The following is a 19868-nucleotide window of genomic DNA, read 5'->3' on the forward strand; positions in this document are numbered from 1 at the left end:
GTTTTGAGCCAATACGATCGGAGTATCAACCCACTAGATTTCTGACCTTCACTGAAAATGATGGCTGTGCGTTTGACGAAACGCGGAAGGTGTCAGCCCTTTCAACGCCTTGAACTGGCGGTTGAATAATGCCAGCGACGAGTAGCCCACCTCCTCCGCTATTATCGATACCGGCGAGTCGCCCTGCATCAGCAACGCACAGGCATGGCCGATGCGCAGTCGAACGATATAGTCCAAGGCGGTACAGCGTGTATGCCGGCGAAACATTCGATGGAAAGCAGACAGACTGACGCAGGCCAGCTCTGCTAACTCGGCAACATTGATTGCCCGGGCGTAGTTACCATGTAGGTAATGCAGAACTCGATGAATACGCGCGTCTTCGACAATCTGATCACCGGCCTGCCCGCCTGGCGTCGGCAGGATCCGAGTAGCATCAGCGTCTCTTGCCAGCCTGTCGAGCACCGTTAGCAATGCGATCAAGCGCTGGGGCGGCGTCTGATTGACCATTGCCTCGATGGAGGAGCGTACTTCACTGGAGGCCCTACCACTGAAACTCACCGCGTGTTGAGCTGCCGCCAGCAATGGGCGAACCGCAGCCATTTCCGGAAACAATGTCACAAGCGAGTCGGCCCAAGCAGCGGAAAACCAGATAACCAAGGCAACATGCGGCTGATCCTCATCAATACGCTCCGCTGAAGACCAGCTATGAGGAATATTCGGCCCTACAAGAATCAGGTCTCCATCGTCATAGCGCGCTACGTCATTACTGATGTAGCGATGGCCGCGACTATTGAGCGTGAGTGTCAACTCATATTCGGGATGATGATGCCACTCGAATGGAATCGCATCCGGCAAACGCCTGTTCAATAGCGTCCAAGAGGTTGCAGCCTCTGTGGGTACTTTCTCGAAGCTGGGTTTCATGACATCGACTCGGCCTAGCAAGGGACTTGTATCGCCATCATCGTAACACCCACTACTTCTGCAGTGAGCTGACGAGATCTCAACGCGTAAAATCGTCGGCCGCCTGATCATGACATTGACCTGCAGAAGGATTCCATTGAAAACCAGAGCGCGCCAGCACGCTTGGTTTCAATCGCTGGTCGCTACCGTAATCCTCGCGTGGGTGGAAGAACAGTGTTTGCGTAGCTGGAAGTACTCGCAACCTGGTTTCGTAAGCAGACAGGTAATCGTTGCGCACCTCAAGTGAAACGCTGCCAGGCATCCATGCGACAAAAGGAGGAAGAACCTCGAATCCGAGGTAGCGAAACATCCCATCGTGGATGGGCAATAGAATGTGACTCATACACCCATGAATGCCATCGGGTTGATATAGGCTTTCCGCAGTGCCGGTGGTAATGCACAGCGCTATGACGCCGGCGTGCGTCTGGGCGATCAGGTGGAGAAGGACGTGATTGCCGTGCCGATCGGCCCGTCATTGCGCATCGCGGTAGTAGGTTCTCCCGAGTATTTCAAGCACCGACTGATCCCGAAGGGACCGAGCGATCTGGCTGCGCACAACTCCATCAATCTGCGCCTGCCTACCCATGGCAGCCTGATTTGAAAAAGACGGCCACGAACTCAAGGTGCGCGTTGAGTGGCAATAGACGTTCAACAGCAGCATGCCGATCTGGCGTGCGGCGGAGGCAGGCTGGGGGCTGGCGTTTCTACCGGAAGATATGGTCATGAGCCAGTTGGCCAACAGCACACTGTTGGGGGTACTTGAGGACTGGTGCCAACCTTTTGCCGGTTACCACCTTTACTACCCGAATCGTCGTGAACATTCATCAGCGTTTGGTGTTGTAGTTGAAGCGTTACTCTACAAGCGCTGAGTCATCGACCTTCAAGGCGCATGAGCTTTATCCGCCCCATAAACCCGTAAATGAGCAAATGCTTTTGATCGGTTGCAGCCGGAAGCGACCGGCTGCAATAGGGCGATTACTGCTGACTTTGAGTGGTAGCTATTGGCTGTAGGTTCAACCGGTCGTTCAACAGCAGCAGCTATCAGCCATAGACGACCCTATGCAACAGTCTTTGTTCGAGACAAGTAGTCGTATCTCAGCATCGGACGATTCGACAAACGTATGACTGCTTCCCACTGACTCTCCCGTATTGCTTGAGCTCTTATTCTAAAGGCAGAGGACGGTCTGTGATGACGTGCTTCATCACTAACGTCGATGTGAGGCGCTGTACGTTAGGTAGCCTAGACAGTTCTTCATCGTAAAGCTTCTGAAAGGCTGGGAGATCTGCTGTCACCACCATCAGCAGATAATCAGGATCGCCAAAAAGTCTTTGTGCTTGGACTATATAAGGAATTCGCGGTAGAGCATTTTCGAAATCTGCTACCGCCTTTTGGTGCCCCTCTCGAAGGGTTACGAATACCAGGGACGAGAAATTCAGACCTATCTCGGTCGCCGATAGCTGAGCACGGTACCCTTTGATAACGCCTGCGTCCTCCATCGCCCGAACACGTCGATGGCATGGAGACAAACTGAGACCTACGCGGTCTGCCAATTCTGTCAGCGACTGGCGACCATCCTGCTGTAGCTGCGCAAGAATCTTCTTATCAATTCGATCCATTCAGAAAAACCTTCTAATTAAGTCCGCCTTTGCGTATATCTTCGAAAGATAATACCACTTGGCATTCTTTATCCTTCCAGGACAGTGTTTCAGGGCGGTAAACGACGCACTGAACTGATGAAAAAAGAAGGATTTGATCGTGACAGTGTCTTTGATGATGGCCTTCTGGGCCGTATCATTTTTGTTTGTTATCACGCCTGGAGTCGACTGGGCCTACTCGATATCGGCAGGTTTGCGAGGTCGTGTTCTACCCGCCGTAGTCGGCATGCTTTCCGGTCACCTTTTGGCCACGTTGATCGTCGCTGCAGGCGTGGGCGGGGTGTTGGTCAAAATACCCCATGCGTTGCTGACATTAACGCTAATGGGGGCGGCCTATCTCCTATGGCTCGGCTTCAACATGTTGCTAAAGCCTTCGTTGCCTGCTCAAGGAGCATCCAGCGGTGACAGTAGCTGGATGGCCTGGGCGATAAAAGGACTGTGCGTCAGCGGTCTCAACCCGAAAGTTCTTTTGTTGTTCCTGGCACTGCTACCTCAGTTCACTGATGCGTCAGCGGGGTGGCCAGTAGGGGCTCAGATTATCGCGTTAGGTTTGATCCACGGTTTCAGTTGCGGCGTCGTCTATCTTGCGGTTGGCTACGGCGCCGGAGCGGTGCTTGCTTCACGTCCAGCAGCGGCTACCTATGTGAGCCGGATATCGGGAGCCGCGATGATCGTCATTGCTGTGGTTCTTGCTGCCGAACGGCTGACCATTTGAATTAAGGAAGCAAAATGTCTGATCAAATCACCGCCCCCTATAACAGCCCTCGTCTCGGCAGGGTAAGAATTCCACATTTACAAGACATGAAGGCACGGGGTCAAAAATGGGCCATGTTGACTGCTTATGACATGTACGCCGCGTCGGTGTTTGAGGCAGCAGGAATTCCGGTACTGCTCGTAGGCGATTCCGCCGCCAACAACGTTTATGGGCACGACTCGACGTTGCCGGTAACAGTTGACGAGATGCTGCCTCTGGTCAGGGCGGTTTCGCGCGCTACTGAGCGGGCGTTGGTCATTGCGGATTTGCCTTTTGGCTCTTATCAGGGATCGCCTGAACAATGTTTCCATACCGCAGCCCGTTTCATGAAGGAAGGCGGCGCTCATGCCGTAAAGCTCGAAGGTGGGATCGAAATGCTTGCGCAGGTTGAGAAGTTGGTAGGCGCAGGCATTCCAGTTATGGCTCATATCGGTTTTACCCCGCAGGCAGAACACCAGCTGGGCGGATACCGCATTCAAGGCAAGGGCGAGGACGCTCAGAGTTTGATTAACTTGAGCGTTGCCTTCGAGCGTGCAGGGGCGTTTGGCCTGCTTATTGAAATGGTGCCAGGAGACGTGGCTACGAGGATCACCGAGACAGTCTCCATCCCTACCGTCGGAATCGGTGCAGGTGTTGGCTGCGATGCCCAGGTACTCGTCTGGCAGGACATGGTAGGGCTTCGTGATGGTCAATTGCCGCGATTCGTCAAACAGTATGCGGATATGAGAAAGGTGATGGGTGACGCTGCAAAAGCCTTTGCTAAAGACGTCGAGTCGGGCTCATTCCCAGGGATTGACCATACGTTTTAAATCGTCGGAGATGCCAATGAACGCAATGCGCCAGAAAGCAATTGAAGGACTTAAGGAAGGCGATACTTTCGAAATCAAACGCACTTTTTCGCACGCAGATATCGTTCAGTTTGAGGTGCTATCGCGCGACCACAACCCGGTGCATTCCAACGCTATGTACGCGGAAGCAAAAGGCTTTGATGGTGTCATCGCTCATGGCTTGCTGACTGCGACGCTGATTACGGAAATCGGAGGGCAATTGGGTTGGCTGGCCACCTCTATGAATTTTCGCTTCAAGCGCCCCGTTTACATTGGTGATGAGCTGACTTGCGTGTGGAAAATCATGGGGATTGATGACGAAAATCGAGCGCGAGCCGAGGTAACCGTGAACAACATTAACGGCCAGGCTGTCTTGCTCGCAGACACAACAGGGCTGATCCCCACTGACACCGAGAGGAATCTACTCGCATCAATAAAAATTGATGAAACTTAGATTTATAACGGTGGCCAAGACATGCCAAAAACACCTCTTATATAGGAACCACGCATGCAAGACTTAGTAATATTTATTGTTAGACCAGGAAGGGGAATTGAAGACGCCTACTTTCTCCTGCTAGCTGCTTTCGTTGGTGGCGCTGCGGGAGTATTACTGGCCTACAAGGTATCGCTATGGGTGGGATTGCCCTTTGCACTAGTCGCGACCCTGATGCTTTATTTCACGTGGCGAACCCCAAGCTTGGTGCCTCTACCCTCTGAGAGACCAACGCCTAATGAGCCGTAGCATGAGGGGATAGAGGCGATCAAACTGGAATAATCACCTAAAGCCTGCGAAAGGCTTGCTGCTTAACTCGCACTTTATAAAACGCAGATTACCGCTTTTGGCTGATAGCAGAGGACGCTTTAACCATCATGCCGGCCGAATGACATCGATATACTTTTAGCGTTCGTCTAATACAAATCCAAAATCGTCGCTGGACACTTGAGCCGCTTCGCTGAGCCGTTGACGTAGTGCAACGGTCAGCTGTCGTTCCACCTCCTGAATCGCCACTGGTTCCGTAGAAACCTCCAAGCCCAGCAAACCAATTACGCGGATACAAATATTCGGTCGAACACAGCCGATCGGAGTTGCTGTTGTCGACCTAGAGCGGACTAGCTGGTCCTTCCTGAGCCCTGCCCTCTCCCACCCAGATCCGATGAGGAGCAACACTGAAAGCCATCGACGACCACCCTGGCACGCCTCAGAGATCGCCAATCTCGATCGCCCGTATATCCCGCGCCAGTGGGGGCAAAACTGGGGGCACACTTGAATTTTCTCCGTCTGAAAACAGCTTCCTAGAGCCAAGTCAAAATGTTTTTTGGCGACCCTGATAGCCTGTAATGGAATTCCCGCCGCCTGTCTAAACCCAATGGACTCCACGACTCATGAACGCTGCGCGCAACGATTTGAGGCGTCCTTGGAGACGTCGTATTGTTCACGGGGTCTCTCCTGATTACGGACGGATCGAGGCGCTGCGGCAAACCGGATCAAAGGTGCAACGCGGGCTTGGGCTGGCGAACGTCATGGGCAGAAGGGACGCGGACACGCCACGCAATCAGCAACGCTGCCAGCAGCATCAGCACGGCCGCCGCGACAAATACGCCTGCGCTGCCACCGAGGCTGAACATTGCACCGCCAGCGGCGGCGCCGGTGGCAATGGCTGACTGCACAGAGGCCACTACCATCCCTCCGGCGCTTTCCGCCTGATCAGGCACCGCGCTGGCGACCCAGTTCGACCACGCCACCGGCACACCACCAAAGGCCAGGCCCCAGACCGCCAGCAGTACCGCCTGCCCCGGCACCGAGGCCGGCAAGAGCACCAATGCCAGTGCTGCAACGCCGACCAGCGCGGGCATCAGCACCAGAGTGGCCAGCGGGTGGCGCTCCAGCAGCTTGCCGGCCAACAGTGTGCCGACGAAGTTCGCCACACCAAAACCCAGCAGCATCAGTGACAGTCCTTGCGGGCCGATACCGGTCGTTCCTTCAAGGAACGGCCGGACATAAGTGAACATCGCGAAGTGGCCGCTGTGCACCAGCACACAACCGAACATCCCCATGGCAATGCCCGGACGCTGCAACACCTCGAAGACGGTGCGCAGACGTGCCGGCCGACGCGGCGCGAGGGGCGGCAGAGTGAACGACTGGAAAGCCAGGGTCACCATGCCGACCGCCGCCGCTGCAAAGAACGCGCTGCGCCAGCCATATAATCCGCCCAGGTAGCTGCCCAGCGGCACCGCCAAGACCGTGCCGATGGCAATGCCGCTGAAAATGATCGACAACGCCCGTGGCAACAAAGCACTCGGCACCAACCGCATCGCTACCGCCGCCGCCATGCTCCAGAATCCGCCAAGGGCAATGCCCAGCAAGATGCGCATCAACAACAGCACCGCGAAGCTGGAGGAAACGGCGACCAACAGATTGGAGGCGACCATCAACGTGGAAAAACCCAGCAACACCCAACGTCGGTCGATGCTGCGGGTCAGACCCGGCACCAACAAGCCAGCGAACAGCGCCACCACTGCGGTCACCGTTACCGCCTGGCCAGCCAGCGCTTCGGACACTCCCAGGTCGGCAGCCATCAGCGTCAACAAACTGGCCGGAAGGTACTCAGCGGTGAGTAATCCGAACACACCCATTGCCAACGAGAAGACGGCCATCCACGCCGGGGTCTCAGGCTCTACATCCGCACCGACGCCGGGATGGCGGTCAGACGCGGCGTTACATACACAGTCAGTCATTACACGGATCTCCCAATCTTCATGGCGAGCCGAAGTCTAGGCGCCGGAAGCTGGATGATCTATGATCGAAAATCTCTACTTTTTGATCAAAACACCTGAACGATGCCTGCTGATCAGTTTGCCCTCTCTTCGGATCTCATCAACGAGCTGTTGCGCGGCATGCGCCTGCGTGGCGTCGAATACCGGCGTATCCAGGCGGGTCCAACCTTTGGCTTGGGTTTCGCGGAAAAACCCAGGCATGCCTGGTTCCACTTCATGGCCGTCGGTAATGCGGTGCTGCAAATGGAGGACGGCAGCACCTACGCGCTGTCTGCCGGCAACGCAGTGTTCATCTCCCATGGCGCGGCCCATCAACTGTTTTCCCATCCGGACGCGCCTGTTCAAGACATCGACCGCCTGGACGGCGCTCCCTTGGGTGACACCGTCAGCGCGGTGGATACCGGAACCGATGCCAGCCCCACGCCGAGCACTATTTTGTTCAGTGGTTGTATGGAGTTCGAACTGGGCAGTATCCATGGCCTTGGCCAGTTGATGCCGGGCCTGATGCTGATTGATGCCGGCGGCCAGCGTTACCCCGGGCTGGTGCCGATCCTGAGCACCATGGAGCGCGAGGTCAGCGCCGCCCGTGTGGGCTTCGCCGGTATCCTCGCGCGGTTGGCCGACGTGGTGGCCGCCATGGTCGTTCGCGGCTGGGTGGAGTGCGCCTGCGGCAACGCTTCTGGGCTGGTCGCCGCCTTGCGCGATCCACGCTTGGCCGGTGCACTGCTTGCGCTCCATCAACAACCGGGCCGCGACTGGACTGTCGCGCAGCTGGCAGAGCACTGCAATACCTCGCGTTCGGTGTTCGCGGAGCGCTTCCAGGTGACGATTGGCATGACCCCGCTGCGCTACGTCACCGAACTGCGAATGCGCCTTGCAAGCCAGTGGCTGACCCTCGAAAGGCTGCCGATTGAAGAGGTGGCGCAGCGTCTGGGCTATACATCCCAGGCGGCTTTCAGTCGTGCATTCAAGCGCATTACCGGCCAGACACCGGGATTGAGTCGCAAGGTGAGGCAGCCCGCTGTTACATGAAACCGAGCGTAAGCAGTCGATGATCCGCGCCTCTGACTCATTTACCGCCCGTAACGTCGAGGAATGTACCGGTAACGAATGATGCCTCCGCGCTCGCCAGCCAAATAATAGCGCGGGCCACTTCCTCAGGCTGGCCGCCGCGTCCCATGGGAATCGAGTCCTTGACTCGATCGACCCGTCCTGGCTCTCCGCCACTGGCATGCATGTCGGTATAGATATGTCCGGGACGAATACAGTTGACGCGTATCCCCTCCCGAGCCACCTCCTTTGCAAACCCAATAGTGAAAGTCTCTAACGCGCCCTTCGACGCCGCATAGTCGAGGTACTCATTGGGGCTGCCAAGGCGCGCCGAGGCTGATGAGACATTGATCACCACACCGCCCGGTCCGTTGTGACGGTACGCCATGCGCTTCACCGCCTGCTGGGCGCAGAGTATTGGCCCAATGGCATTGACCGCAAAGATACGCTGCATCCGCTCGAAGCCGAGTTCTTCCAGGCGTGACTGAGGCGCCAGCATCCCGGCATTATTGACCAGTACGTCGATGCGTCCGAACTCGCGGTCGATCGCAGCGAACAAATCGGCCACCTGCTGGGGGTCCGCACTGTCGGCCCGTATCGCTAACGCCCTGCCCCCCAATGCTTCTACATCCGCAGCCACGCCCAACGCTGCGGACTCGTTGGCAACGTAGCTGATAGCGACGTCATAACCTCTTTCTGCAGCAAGCCGGGCAGTCGCTGCCCCCACTCCACGACTTCCTCCGGTGATTAGAATCAGCGGTGCCTGCGAGACGTTGACCATTAGACATAGCTCCTTAGCCGTTGGCTGTATCAGCCGATGATGAGGGTGCCACTGGCGATCACCACGCACGCCAGTATTCGGCGTGCGGTGAGCTTCTCGCCGAGAAACACATAGCCGATCAACGCCGCAAACAGCACGCTGGTTTCGCGCAATGCGGATACCGCGCCGAGGGGCGCTTCGTTCATGGCGTAGATGACCATTGCATAGGCGAGCAAAGAGACCAGCCCGCCGACCAACGCGGACACTATTCCGGGCCTCACGGAGAACAAGCTGCGGGTGTCGCGCAGGCAGATGTAGACCACCGGCATCAGCACGCCCCACAGGGCGCACATCCAGACCGTGTAAGCAAGCGGCGCGCCGGAGAGTCTGGCACCGATGCCGTCGACCACGCTGTAGGCCGCAATGAAACAGCCTGTTCCCAGCGCATAGGGCAGGTTGGGAATCGACAGGCGGCGCCCTCTGAAGGCCAGCGAAATAATCCCGCCTGACACCAGCGCAATACCCAGTAACTCGCCAGGCGTGATGCGTTCTCCGGCAAACACGGCTGCTCCGAAGGTGATCAGCACCGGCGACGATCCACGTGAAACCGGATAGACCTGCCCCAGGTCGCCGACTCGATAACTGCGCACCAGAAACAGGTTGTAGCCTACATGCAGCAACGCCGAAAGCACTGCGTAGCTCCAGCTATCAATCGCAGGAGGTTCCATGAACGCTGCGGCGACGATACTGGCGATGGCGATGGCAATGCACATCACCGTCATGGACCACAGCCGGTCGGCGCCGCTGCGCAACAGCGCATTCCAGCTGGCATGCAGGAGCGCGGCAAAAAGCACGAGGAAGATCAGATGAACAGGCATGCGCCACTTTAGGCAAGCCGGTGCCGGGACTAAAGCGAAGTCTCCTCATCGCAGCATGAGCAAATAATCATGACTCACTGTTCCAGACGTCGTACTTTCAGCGCCTCATCGACTAACCATTGGCGAAAGCTGGCGATGTGCGGTTGCGCTTCGATGCCCTTGGGGCAGACGAAGTAGTACGCAAGCGGTGATGGGAGCGGCACATCGAACAGACGCACCAAACGACCATCGCTGATTTCGTTCTCAACATGCCCGCTGCGCACCAATGCCACACCCTGGCCGAGCAAGGCCGCCTCGACTGTCATGTTGGTATCACCAAATCGGACGCTCTCCTGGAGCGGTGAATAAGCTAGCCCGACAGCTTGAAACCAAACTTCCCACTTTGGCACCAACTCGGCTCCATCGCGCGTCAGCAGCGGGAAGTGCAACAAGTCCGAAGGGCTCTGCGGCATCCCCACGCGCCGCAGCAGTTCGGGGCTGGCGACAGGAAATACCTGCTCCCCAAACAAGAACTCCGAATGCAGACCTGGGTAATTGCCCTTGCCTAGCCTGATGGCAACATCTGCCTGGCCGTGCGAGAAGTGGATGACTTTATCCGTGGTGTCCAGCGAGACCAACAGCTCGGGGTGCTGACGAGAGAGACGCGGCAAGCGTGGTAGCAGCCATTTGAGCGCGAAGGAATAAGTGGTGCTGACGCTGAGTCGAACCCTGCCCTTTTGCTCACGCAGGTCACCCAGAGTCGCCTCAAGACTGATAAAAAACTCCCGCACGATGGGCGCCAGCGTAGCGCCCGCTGCCGTGAGGCGTAACGCCTTGCCACGCTCAAACAATTGCACTCCCCAAAGCCCTTCAAGGTGCTTGAGCTGGTGACTGACCGCGCTTTGAGTAACATGTAGCTCCTGTGCGGCGGCGGTAAACGTTGGATGGCGGGTAGCAACTTCAAAAGCGCGCAAGGTCGCGGTGGGCGGCAGGTCTCTCATAGGGGCGATATCCAGCAAGTTATCGAAAAAGCGCGCACATGAACGTTAGCTCATGCAGGTGCTGAATTCACTGTAAAAATCGCTGTGCTAACGGGGCAGTGGCTGGATTGAAACTGGATGCTCAAAGATGCGAGGGTTCTTCGGTGTGCTGGATAAGCGAGTGATCGGGCATGAATAGCCTGATCACTCGCCAGTAATGAGCTACAGAATGCTCACGGGTTATTTCGGAATGGAAACGTCCGCCTGCCCGGTTTCATCCAGCGCCTTGCGCACCAGACCATTGGCCTTCTGCCGTTTTACAAAGTCCTGGATGTATTCAGCACCGGCTGCGTACTGGCGGGGCACGGCCATCGCTTGGCGAATGGATGTGAATTGCCCCTCGATCACCCGATAACCCGCGTGGGCCGCAGCGAATTTCTCGAGAGGCTGACGCACCCCGGCCGCAGCGTCCAGCCCCTGATCAACGAACAGCTCGACTGCACCCGCCGAGGTGTCAGCCCGAAGCAACTCCGCGTGCTTCAAGCTCCGGGATAGGTAGAGATCGTAGGCCGCGCCTTTACCTACTGCGAGTTTCAAGCCAGCGCGGTCCAGATCATCAACCTGAGTGAACGTCGAATCAGCCCGTACCAGATAAGTGCCTTCGATGGCCACATAGGGATCGCTGAAAGCAACCTGCGCAGCACGCACCGGCTCGATCGCCATGAACGCCACATTCCAGATGTTCTGATCGAGCGCGGCAAAGACTTTTCCCGCAGCATCGAAAGTGACCATTTCCAGTGGTACGTTCAGCTCCTTCGCCAATGCCTTGGCAAGCTGAATGGATACGCCTTGCGGGCTGCCATCGGCGGCTTGTTGCGCCAGCACAGGGTTACCAAAGTTAATCGCGGCACGAAGAGTGCCACCGGGTGCCAGGTCAGCCAGAACGGCCGGTGATACTGCGCTCATATTTTTCTCCGAATCCAAAGCCCGGACAGGCAGTGAGAAAGTAGCGGCAACGGCCGCGACGATGGAAATACAGCAACTGATGCGACGAAGTGAGATATAGATGGGCGTGCCCCTGCCCTATACCCGCGCTTAACGCCGTCTGGAGCCTGAAACCCGATCGATTTATACAAGAGCACTTCTTCTCTTGAGCTCAGTATTGAGAATGAAGTCATTCTCTGAATAGTCGACCGGGCAATCAATGACATGTACGCCTGGCTCGGCAACGCAGCGTTCGATCATTGGCAGAAAAGCTTCTGCGCTTTCAACCCTGTGCCCTTTGGCTCCATAGCTGTTGGCGTACATGACAAAGTCAGGATTGCCATAATCCAGACCGAAGTCCTCAAAGCCCATATGCGATTGCTTCCAGCGGATCATCCCGTAGCCGTCGTCACGCAGGATGATGACAATCAGATTCATCTTCATGCGCACCGCAGTTTCCAGCTCTTGGCTATTCATCATGAAACCGCCGTCGCCACACACTGCAACAATCGGTTTCTGTGGATAGACCAACCGGGCGGCCATCGCCGAAGGGAGACCTGCGCCCATGGTCGCCAGCGCGTTGTCCAGCAGCACCGTGTTGGGCATGTGCGCTTTGTAATTGCGGGCAAACCAGATCTTGTAGATCCCGTTGTCCAACGCCACGATCCCCTCCGAAGGCAGCGCCTTGCGCAAGTCGGCCACCATCCGTTGCGGGTACATGGGGAAACGGTTGTCTTCGGCGCCCTCCACTATCTGAGCTTCGTTGGCACTACGGATCGTCAAAAGCCGACTGAAGTCCCAGTGCTCCTGAGTCTCAAGCGCTTCAGAAATCTGCCAGATCGCATTAGCGATGTCGCCCACCACCTCAATCTGGGGGAAATAGACAGGGTCGACCTCAGCCGAACGGAAGTTGATATGAACCACCTCGGTGCCGCCACGAACCATAAAAAACGGCGGTTTTTCGATGACGTCATGGCCGACATTGATGATCAGATCCGCAGACTCCACCGCCCGATGGACAAAATCCCCCGAGGACAATGCGGCGTTGCCAAGAAAGCGCGGGTGGCGTTCGTCCACTACCCCTTTGCCCATTTGTGTCGTGACAAATGGAATGCCGGTCTTGTCGATCAACTGACGCAGAACCTTGGCGGTCATCTTCCGGTTGGCCCCGGCTCCGATCACCAGGATCGGACTTTTGGCCTCCTTGAGTTTCGATACGGCGGCCGCAATGGATTTGTACTCAGCCAATGGCCGGCGGCTCAGGCTTGGAGGAATCGGCATGCTGTCGGTCTGTTCGGCAGCAATGTCTTCAGGCAGCTCCAGATGCACCGCGCCGGGCTTTTCCTCTTCTGCCAGCCGTATCGCTTCACGAACACGGGACGGGATGTTATCGGCTGAAGCCAACTGGTGCGTGTATTTGGTCAATGGCCTCATCATCCCCACCACATCGAGGATCTGAAAACGGCCCTGCTTGGACTTCTTGATCGGCTTCTGACCCGTGATCATCAGCATCGGCATACCGCCAAGGTAGGCATATGCACCGGCAGTCACCAGATTCGTCGCGCCAGGACCCAGCGTCGACAGGCAGACGCCCGTCTTGCCAGTCAAACGGCCGTAAGTTGCTGCCATGAAGCCAGCAGGTTGTTCATGCCGGGTGAGGACAAGCTGAATGCTTGAGCGCCGCAACGACTCCAGCAGGTCGAGATTCTCCTCACCGGGGATGCCGAACACGTACTCAACACCTTCACTTTCCAGACATTGCACTACAACATCAGCGGCCTTGGCCATCTTGTTACCTCAGCTTTTGGCAAGCGATGAGGCATCGCTTACGAATCGATTTCGGGCCGGTCACAACATTAATCAACTGGCCGTTAGCGTGCTTCCTGACTCCTGACCACCAGGCTCTGCGCCGAATCTTTGTTGGTCACCCGCATGAACAAGGTCATCAGGAATCCAGCCATCAGCAGTGCGCTCAGGAACAGCAATCCATTGGCCGCACTTTGACTGTTGCCCTTGACCATACCAATCAAAGACGGCCCAACGAAACCACCCAGATTGCCAATCGAGTTGATGACGGCGATCGACACCGCTGCGGTAGTGCGATCAAGGAACAGCGTTGGCAGCGCCCAGAACGGTGATTTGAAGCTGTACAACCCGGACAACGCGAGGCAGATCATGGCCATGGCGACGTAGGGGTTGGCCAGCAAACCTGCGCCGATCAGTCCTAATGTTGCCAGGAGCAGTGGAATGGCCGAGTGCAGTTTGCGTTCGTTGCGTTTATCCGAACTGCGCGACCAGAGGATCATCGCCGCCGTAGCCACGATGTAAGGCAGCATGGCGATCAAACCGATCTGCGTATGCGTCAGCGACTCGGAAAAACTCTTGATGATCTGCGGCATCCAGTAACCGACACCAAGGCTGCCACACTGGTAAACAAAGTAGATGAACGACAGGTACAGCACCTTGGGATTGGTCATCGTCTTGTAGACGCTCAAGCTCTTGACGTTCTTGCGGCTCTGACGATCTCGCTCCAGCTCAGCGACCAGCCAGGCTTTCTCTTCAGGCTTGAGCCACTTGGCCTGCTCCGGCTTGTCCGTCAGAAAGAAGAAGCACGCTACGCCCAGAAACACAGCGGGAATCCCCTCAAGGAACAGCATCCAGCGCCAGCCGCTCCAGTTGAACCAACTGATGTTATCCATGATCCAGGTGCTCATCGGCGCACCAATGATGTAGCTCACCGGAATGGCTGCGGTGAACAACGCAACAGTAGTCGCGAGCTCTTTGGAGCGGAACCAGAACGTCAGGTAAACGATGATGCCAGGGAAAAAACCGGCCTCGGCGACCCCCAGGAAAAAGCGCAGGACGTAGAGCTGGTTGGCCGTCTGGGCGAAAGCGGTTGCGGCCGCGATCGCCCCCCAGGTCACCAGAATCCGGGCAATCCAGACCCGTGCGCCAAACTTGTTGAGCATGACGTTACTCGGCACTTCAAACAGGAAGTAACCGATAAAGAAAATTCCGGAAATGAAACCAAACGCCTCGCTGGTCAGCGCCAGTTCCTTGTTCATCTGCAGCGCGGCGTAACCGATGTTGGCGCGGTCCAGATAGGAAACGATGTAAAGCAGAAAAACGAACGGGATGATGCGCAGGGTTACCTTGCGCACGATAGCGTTTTCATCAGGCGTATTATTGTTGTTCATGGCGACCTCACTGTAAGCAAGCTGCTGCGTGCTCATGTACTTGTTATGGATCGGGCGTTACTCAGGCAGAAAAAACCATACAAACGGGGCTTCCGGTGGTGACCGTGAAACCTGTCTTGCTTAACCCTCCTTTGTGTGAATCCACAGCCAGCGAGATGATGGTGTCGCTGTCTTCGTTGAGCGCGAAGATGAAGCGACCATTGGGAGTCAGCGCAAAAAAGCGCGGTGTTTTACCGTTCGTGGGCGTGAATTCAACCGGGTTCAACAAGCCCGTTTGCTGATTAATGGCAAATACCGCAATGCTGTCGTAACCGCGGTTGGAGGCGTAAACGAAGCGTCCGTTGCGATCCACCTCTATCTCCGATGCCCGGCTGTTTCCGGTGTAAGTGCAAGGCAACGTTGGCAACACTTGAAGCGGCTGCATCGAACCGTCTTCGGCATTAAACTCGTAGGTCGTCACCGTTGAGTCCAGCTCGTTGATGACATAGGCAAAGGGTGCCTTGGGATGCAGTGCCAGGTGGCGTGGACCCGCACCTTCTCGCGTCATCACAAAAGGCTGATCGGCCGGGAACAAGTTGCCGTTGTCAAAGCGGAAACTGAACACCCGATCCAGCCCCTTATCCGGCACCAGCACAAAATTGCCTGAGTGATCGAAGGGGTTGAAATGCGGCTTGGCAAACGGCTGCTCGACCCGATGCGGGCCGGCAGTACCATCGAGTTCAAGCAGTTGATTGATCGTCCCCAGCGAACCGTTTTCGAGCACATTAATGACGGCCAGCGAGCCGCTGATGTGGTTGGAAACGACCAGAAAACGCTCACTCGGATCAAGAGCCAGGTGCACCGGGTTCTTTCCGTCACAGCTCTGCTGATTGATGAAGCTCAACTTACCGGTCGTCTTGTCGACGCTGAACGCGCTGACTTCGCTTTGATCGCCGTGCACGGTGTAGAGCCGATCACCCGACTTGTTGAGTGCGAGGAAGGACGGGTTAACTAGATCCTGAACAATCTGGATCAGTCTCAATGCGCCGTTTTCTTCGTCCACCTGATAAACCGTGATGCCATTGCCGCGCGCGTTTCGCGCGCGGGTGGTCCGTGAGCCGACATAGGCGTACATAAAAACTGTCTCCGGTTAGCTGAAGCCTTTTAACGAACGTCCCTTTCCCTCAGGGCTGACCGAGACACCCAAGTGTCGCGGTCGCCGCTGCGATCATCAGGTCGTGCGCTTGACCACCTTGCGAATCACGAACGGCAACACGCCGCCATTGGTGAGGTAGCGGATTTCCTGCAACGAATCGATTCGGGCGAACAGCTCGACCTGATCCTGATCGCCATTGCTACGGCGGACAGTCATCGTAACCGGGTTGTTACCGACGACCAGATCGTCGAGTCCGATAAAGTCGAAGTGCTCGCTGCCATCCAGCTTCAGATCTTCAACCCGCTCACCCGCTTTGAACTGCAGCGGGATCACGCCCATGCCAATCAGGTTGCTGCGGTGGATTCGCTCCACGCTGCTAGCCACTACAGCTTTGACGCCGAGCAGCGCCTGGGCCTTGGCCGCCCAGTCACGGCTTGAGCCGGCGCCGTAATTGATACCGGCAAAGACCACCATCGGGATTTGCTTGCGGGTATAGCTCTCAGCTGCCAGAAACAGCGGCAGACACTCGCTGTGGTCCGCGTTCCACGCCCAGACGCCAAGGCCCGGCTGGTTGTCCCCCAGCAGCAGGTTTTTCACCGAACGGTTAGTGAAGGCGCCGCGCAGCATCACTTCGTGATTGCTGCGGCGGGTGGAATATTGGTTGAGGTCCTGCGGATCCTCGCCGCGCTCGAGCAGCCACTGTCCGGCCAGGCTGTTGGCCGGAATAGCACCCGCAGGTGAAATGTGATCGGTTGTCACGTTGTCGCCCACCACCATCAGGACGCGCGCGCCGCTGATGGCCAGGGAATCTTTCGGTTCGGCCTTGATGTCCGCCAGGTACTGCGGGCGACGCAGATAAGTGGACTCCGGGCTCCATGGAAACTGCACGCTGCCGACCGCCGACAGCGCCTGCCATTGATGGGTACCGTCCCAGACCGTGGCCAGCCGTTGCTGGAAGAACTCTGGCTTGACCACTTCCAGCACCTGCCTGGCGATATCGGCATCGCTGGGCATCAAGTCGCGCATGTATACCGGCTGGCCTTGCTGATCCTGCCCCAGTGGCTGTGATTCAAGATCAATGTCGATTGTCCCGGCGATGGCATAGGCCACACAGAGCGCTGGCGATGCCAGATAACCGGCCTGCAGTTTCGGGTTGACCCGACCTTCGAAGTTGCGGTTGCCTGACAACACCACCACACCTTTGAGGCCTTGATCGGCAAACGCTTCAACATGCTCTTCGAGCTTGCCGGAGTTGCCAATGCAGGTCATGCAACCGAACCCTGCAAGGTCGAAGCCCAGCGCCGAGAAATCTTCCAACAGGTTGGCTTCGGCCAAGTAATCCGCCACCACTTGCGAGCCGGGAGACAACGAGGTTTTCACCCAGGGTTTGCTTTTCAGACCCCGCGCACGGGCGTTGCGCGCCAGCAGGCCAGCCTGGACCATTTGCGAGGGATTGGCGGTGTTGGTGCAACTGGTAATGGCCGACATCACAACGGCGCCATGCGTGATTGGCTCGCCAAAGCTCGGCTCGAAAAAGCTCTGCTCGGCAGGACCGGCGATCAGGTTACCGCCACCCATCACACCGTCACGGAACGACGCAGCAGCGTTCGCCAGGCTCTGGCGTTGATGAGGTTGATGGGGGCCGGCAACACTTGGCTCGATACTGGCCAGGTCAAGTTCGATCAGTTCGTCGAAGTGCGGCTCGGCATGCTCGTCTCGGCGCCACAATGGCTGAGCATTCATGTAGGCCACGACCTTGGTGCGCAGCTCGGCGGAGCGACCGGTCAGCTCCAGATAGTTGAGCGTGTCACTGTCGAACGGGAAGAACACCACGGTCGCGCCGTATTCAGGCGCCATATTCGACACCGTGCCACGTGCAGCCCAACTCAGTGTGGACAAGCCAGGGCCGGTGAACTCGACAAACTTGCCAACTACCGAACGCTTGCGCAGAATTTCCGCCACGTGCAGCGACAGGTCGGTCGCGGTCACGCCGGGACGCATGACGTTAGTCACACGAATGCCCACTACTTCAGGAAAGCTGATGGGTACAGGCTCGCCGACCATTGCCGCCTGCCCTTCAAGCCCGCCTACGCCCCACCCCAGTACGCCAATGGCGTTGATCATCGGCGTGTGGCTGTCAGTGGCGACCATGTCATCCGGGTGGAGCATGCGCTGGCCGTCTTCGGTTTTGCTTTCCCAGACCACCTGCGCCAGAGCTTCCATGTTCATTTGATGGATGATGCCAGTGCCCGGCGGGATCACGCCGAAGTTGTCGAGGCTCTTCTGCGCCCACTTGATGAAGCGATAGCGTTCACTATTGCGACGAAAATCGATATTAAGGTTTTCTTCGACAGCATCGGCTTCAGCGTAATGCTCAACGATCACCGAGTGATCGATGGTCAGTACAGCGGGGATGAGCGGGTTCATTGACTTGGGATCGCCACCCAATTCCGCGACCACGTCACGCATCCCGGCGAAATCCGCCAAAGCCGGCAAGCAGGTAGTGTCATGGAACATCAGCCGGTTGGGCTGGAACGGCACCTCACAGTCAGGGCCGTCGCCCAGCGCCCGAGCCAGCACCGAAGGCAGCGCCTCTGGCGTACAGCGCGCAACATTCTCCAGCAGGATGCGGATCGAATAGGGAAGCTTCGCAATTTGATCAGGGGTCAACATCTTGTGCAGATCGACGTAAGCGAATTGTTCGCCGTCAACCACCAAGCTGTTCAGCAGGTCAGTTGCAATCTCGGTCATGGTTGCATCACTCATTTTTATAATATCCGCGCTGTCGTTCGAGGGCTCACTCGCTCACCGCTGGTGGGTGAATAGTAGAATTGGCCGTCTGTGATGAAAATTGATGTATTACCAAGCCTTCGTTCTCCAGCGGAGAACGCTGCTCGCTCATGCCTGGGTTTGTTTCAGGTTATCGATCAGGGTTTTCAAGGTCGGTGATGCCGCCTCGTATTTGCGAAAAGCCAGCAGCAATGTGCGCTGTGCCCATGGCTCATCGAGCGTGACAGCCTTGAGCTTGTGGCTGCGCAGATAGGGCTGCAGCACAGTGCGTGGGAGGATCGCCAGTCCCAGTCCGGTAGAGACCATTCGGCACATGCAATCAAAACTGCTGATCCGGATTCGCAGCTTCAGTGCCTTGCCAAGCTTGTCGGCTTCGCTGGTCAACAGGCTGTGCACCGAGCTTTCCAGGTGCGGCCCGATAAATTCGTGCTCAAGCACTTCACTGAAGTGGATGCTCTTTTTGCTGGCCAGCGGATGATCCTGAGGGACCACCAGCGTCAACTCATCACACCGATAAGGCGTCGTTTCCAGGCCTTGGGCTGAGGTCTGGTCGGCAATGATGCCCAAGTCAGCGCGCCCGTCGGCGACTGCACGAACAACGGCCGAACCTACCCGCTCCTCGATATCGAACTTGATTTGCGGATAGGTCTCGACAAAACGAGCGATGTCGCCCGGCAAGAACTGAGAAAGCGCGGATGTAATGGCGTGAATGCGCACATGGCCTTTGACGCCTGAAGCGTAGTCACCCAACTCGTTATCCAGGCTGGCGAGGGTTTGTTTCAGCTGACGGGCATAGAACAACATCGACTGACCAGCCGGAGTAAGATCGACGCCGCGTGCGTTGCGAATCAACAGTTCAGAACCGGCCTGGGCTTCCAGTTCGGTAACGCGCTTGCTGACTGCCGAAACAGCCAGATGCTTGAGTCGTGCCGCACGGGTCAGGTTGCGCTCCTCGGCAACGCTGATGAAAATGTCCAGACTGATCAGGTCGTATCGCATTGGCATTCCTCTTGACCGGCGACATTCAACTCAGAACACAAATACGCGCCGTGCCGTGTCGCCATTTTGTATGTCGACGCAACACAATACAATCTTATTTTGCGGCCGCGTCGAAGCGCGGCTTGAATGCCTGCGAAGGCAACA

The 19868-nt window shown here is 56.9% G+C and carries 17 protein-coding genes and 1 pseudogene; 5 read left to right on the plus strand and 13 right to left on the minus strand.

All coding sequences use genetic code 11. From position 1 onward, the window contains the following. Nucleotides 1-48 precede the first annotated feature (48 nt). Together ABRP31_RS15280 and ABRP31_RS15285 are read right to left on the minus strand one after the other, a co-directional pair. Nucleotides 49-921: an AraC family transcriptional regulator gene (locus ABRP31_RS15280; protein ID WP_098479583.1), complete on the minus strand. Its 873-nt coding sequence runs from the start codon at nucleotides 919-921 to the stop codon at nucleotides 49-51. A 79-nt stretch (nucleotides 922-1000) separates the two neighbouring features. After that, a complete protein-coding gene (locus tag ABRP31_RS15285) occupies nucleotides 1001-1303 on the minus strand; it encodes a hypothetical protein (protein ID WP_313902810.1) in 303 nt (100 codons plus the stop codon). 54 nt (nucleotides 1304-1357) lie between these two features. Here ABRP31_RS15285 and ABRP31_RS15290 point away from each other — a divergent pair. Beyond that, nucleotides 1358-1829 (plus strand): annotated as a pseudogene (locus ABRP31_RS15290) (LysR substrate-binding domain-containing protein); the annotation flags it as partial. 292 nt (nucleotides 1830-2121) lie between these two features. On the opposite strand, the gene ABRP31_RS15295 reads toward ABRP31_RS15290, so the two are convergent. Continuing rightward, the gene (locus tag ABRP31_RS15295; RefSeq protein ID WP_041064251.1) at nucleotides 2122-2577 is read right to left on the minus strand and encodes an Lrp/AsnC family transcriptional regulator; all 456 of its coding nucleotides are present in this window, start codon (nucleotides 2575-2577) and stop codon (nucleotides 2122-2124) included. A 154-nt stretch (nucleotides 2578-2731) separates the two neighbouring features. Here ABRP31_RS15295 and ABRP31_RS15300 point away from each other — a divergent pair, with 154 nt between their 5' ends. The 3 genes from ABRP31_RS15300 to ABRP31_RS15310 are packed head-to-tail and all read left to right on the plus strand — an operon-like array spanning nucleotide 2732 to nucleotide 4651. After that, complete coding sequence (locus ABRP31_RS15300) at nucleotides 2732-3331, plus strand: LysE family translocator (protein WP_372488783.1); 600 nt, start codon at nucleotides 2732-2734, stop codon at nucleotides 3329-3331. A gap of 14 nt (nucleotides 3332-3345) precedes the next feature. Beyond that, on the plus strand, nucleotides 3346-4179 hold the full coding sequence (gene panB, locus ABRP31_RS15305) for a 3-methyl-2-oxobutanoate hydroxymethyltransferase (RefSeq protein ID WP_098479585.1): 834 nt from the start codon (nucleotides 3346-3348) through the stop codon (nucleotides 4177-4179). Nucleotides 4180-4195: 16 nt separating this feature from the next. Beyond that, nucleotides 4196-4651, plus strand: coding sequence for a MaoC family dehydratase (locus ABRP31_RS15310; RefSeq protein WP_349969150.1), 456 nt, complete (start codon nucleotides 4196-4198; stop codon nucleotides 4649-4651). A gap of 1031 nt (nucleotides 4652-5682) precedes the next feature. Here the strand turns inward: ABRP31_RS15310 and ABRP31_RS15315 are convergent. Next, on the minus strand, nucleotides 5683-6933 hold the full coding sequence (locus tag ABRP31_RS15315) for an MFS transporter (protein ID WP_349969152.1): 1251 nt from the start codon (nucleotides 6931-6933) through the stop codon (nucleotides 5683-5685). A gap of 102 nt (nucleotides 6934-7035) precedes the next feature. Here ABRP31_RS15315 and ABRP31_RS15320 point away from each other — a divergent pair, with 102 nt between their 5' ends. Beyond that, nucleotides 7036-8004 carry an AraC family transcriptional regulator gene (locus ABRP31_RS15320; protein WP_349969154.1) on the plus strand — a complete coding sequence of 323 codons (969 nt, stop codon included), beginning with the start codon at nucleotides 7036-7038 and terminating at the stop codon, nucleotides 8002-8004. Between the two features lie 37 nt (nucleotides 8005-8041). On the opposite strand, the gene ABRP31_RS15325 is transcribed toward ABRP31_RS15320, so the two are convergent. From ABRP31_RS15325 to ABRP31_RS15365, 9 genes are all read right to left on the minus strand, one after another. Then, entirely contained in the window at nucleotides 8042-8803 is a 762-nt protein-coding gene (locus tag ABRP31_RS15325) for an SDR family oxidoreductase (RefSeq protein ID WP_349969155.1), read from the minus strand. A gap of 29 nt (nucleotides 8804-8832) precedes the next feature. Beyond that, nucleotides 8833-9660, minus strand: a complete 828-nt coding sequence (locus tag ABRP31_RS15330; protein ID WP_349969156.1) for a DMT family transporter — start codon at nucleotides 9658-9660, stop codon at nucleotides 8833-8835. A gap of 74 nt (nucleotides 9661-9734) precedes the next feature. Next, a complete protein-coding gene (gene gcvA, locus ABRP31_RS15335; protein WP_349969157.1) occupies nucleotides 9735-10640 on the minus strand; it encodes a transcriptional regulator GcvA in 906 nt (301 codons plus the stop codon). A gap of 219 nt (nucleotides 10641-10859) precedes the next feature. Next, nucleotides 10860-11585: an ABC transporter substrate-binding protein gene (locus tag ABRP31_RS15340; RefSeq protein WP_349969158.1), complete on the minus strand. Its 726-nt coding sequence runs from the start codon at nucleotides 11583-11585 to the stop codon at nucleotides 10860-10862. A 162-nt stretch (nucleotides 11586-11747) separates the two neighbouring features. Beyond that, on the minus strand, nucleotides 11748-13391 hold the full coding sequence (locus ABRP31_RS15345) for an acetolactate synthase large subunit (protein ID WP_349969159.1): 1644 nt from the start codon (nucleotides 13389-13391) through the stop codon (nucleotides 11748-11750). Between the two features lie 83 nt (nucleotides 13392-13474). Then, on the minus strand, nucleotides 13475-14800 hold the full coding sequence (locus tag ABRP31_RS15350) for an MFS transporter (RefSeq protein WP_087264484.1): 1326 nt from the start codon (nucleotides 14798-14800) through the stop codon (nucleotides 13475-13477). A 61-nt stretch (nucleotides 14801-14861) separates the two neighbouring features. Next, nucleotides 14862-15914, minus strand: a complete 1053-nt coding sequence (locus ABRP31_RS15355) for a lactonase family protein (RefSeq protein ID WP_349969162.1) — start codon at nucleotides 15912-15914, stop codon at nucleotides 14862-14864. Between the two features lie 96 nt (nucleotides 15915-16010). Continuing rightward, complete coding sequence (gene acnA / locus ABRP31_RS15360; protein ID WP_349969164.1) at nucleotides 16011-18686, minus strand: aconitate hydratase AcnA; 2676 nt, start codon at nucleotides 18684-18686, stop codon at nucleotides 16011-16013. Nucleotides 18687-18833: 147 nt separating this feature from the next. Continuing rightward, nucleotides 18834-19724 carry a LysR family transcriptional regulator gene (locus ABRP31_RS15365; protein ID WP_349969166.1) on the minus strand — a complete coding sequence of 297 codons (891 nt, stop codon included), beginning with the start codon at nucleotides 19722-19724 and terminating at the stop codon, nucleotides 18834-18836. Between the last annotated feature and the right edge of the window lie 144 nt (nucleotides 19725-19868).

It is taken from the genome of Pseudomonas caspiana (assembly GCF_040224095.2).
Classification (GTDB): domain Bacteria; phylum Pseudomonadota; class Gammaproteobacteria; order Pseudomonadales; family Pseudomonadaceae; genus Aquipseudomonas; species Aquipseudomonas caspiana.

What these genes read in the sequence shown, in the direction of transcription:
- ABRP31_RS15315 (WP_349969152.1), bottom strand. Translation starts at nt 6,933, where the DNA reads ATGACTGACTGTGTATGTAACGCCGCGTCTGACCGCCATCCCGGCGTC.
- ABRP31_RS15350 (WP_087264484.1), bottom strand. Translation starts at nt 14,800, where the DNA reads ATGAACAACAATAATACGCCTGATGAAAACGCTATCGTGCGCAAGGTA.
- acnA (WP_349969164.1), bottom strand. Translation starts at nt 18,686, where the DNA reads ATGACCGAGATTGCAACTGACCTGCTGAACAGCTTGGTGGTTGACGGC.
- gcvA (WP_349969157.1), bottom strand. Translation starts at nt 10,640, where the DNA reads ATGAGAGACCTGCCGCCCACCGCGACCTTGCGCGCTTTTGAAGTTGCT.
- ABRP31_RS15320 (WP_349969154.1), top strand. Translation starts at nt 7,036, where the DNA reads ATGCCTGCTGATCAGTTTGCCCTCTCTTCGGATCTCATCAACGAGCTG.
- ABRP31_RS15345 (WP_349969159.1), bottom strand. Translation starts at nt 13,391, where the DNA reads ATGGCCAAGGCCGCTGATGTTGTAGTGCAATGTCTGGAAAGTGAAGGT.
- ABRP31_RS15330 (WP_349969156.1), bottom strand. Translation starts at nt 9,660, where the DNA reads ATGCCTGTTCATCTGATCTTCCTCGTGCTTTTTGCCGCGCTCCTGCAT.
- ABRP31_RS15355 (WP_349969162.1), bottom strand. Translation starts at nt 15,914, where the DNA reads ATGTACGCCTATGTCGGCTCACGGACCACCCGCGCGCGAAACGCGCGC.
- ABRP31_RS15280 (WP_098479583.1), bottom strand. Translation starts at nt 921, where the DNA reads ATGAAACCCAGCTTCGAGAAAGTACCCACAGAGGCTGCAACCTCTTGG.
- ABRP31_RS15325 (WP_349969155.1), bottom strand. Translation starts at nt 8,803, where the DNA reads ATGGTCAACGTCTCGCAGGCACCGCTGATTCTAATCACCGGAGGAAGT.
- ABRP31_RS15285 (WP_313902810.1), bottom strand. Translation starts at nt 1,303, where the DNA reads ATGAGTCACATTCTATTGCCCATCCACGATGGGATGTTTCGCTACCTC.
- ABRP31_RS15300 (WP_372488783.1), top strand. Translation starts at nt 2,732, where the DNA reads ATGATGGCCTTCTGGGCCGTATCATTTTTGTTTGTTATCACGCCTGGA.
- ABRP31_RS15310 (WP_349969150.1), top strand. Translation starts at nt 4,196, where the DNA reads ATGAACGCAATGCGCCAGAAAGCAATTGAAGGACTTAAGGAAGGCGAT.
- ABRP31_RS15295 (WP_041064251.1), bottom strand. Translation starts at nt 2,577, where the DNA reads ATGGATCGAATTGATAAGAAGATTCTTGCGCAGCTACAGCAGGATGGT.
- ABRP31_RS15340 (WP_349969158.1), bottom strand. Translation starts at nt 11,585, where the DNA reads ATGAGCGCAGTATCACCGGCCGTTCTGGCTGACCTGGCACCCGGTGGC.
- panB (WP_098479585.1), top strand. Translation starts at nt 3,346, where the DNA reads ATGTCTGATCAAATCACCGCCCCCTATAACAGCCCTCGTCTCGGCAGG.
- ABRP31_RS15365 (WP_349969166.1), bottom strand. Translation starts at nt 19,724, where the DNA reads ATGCGATACGACCTGATCAGTCTGGACATTTTCATCAGCGTTGCCGAG.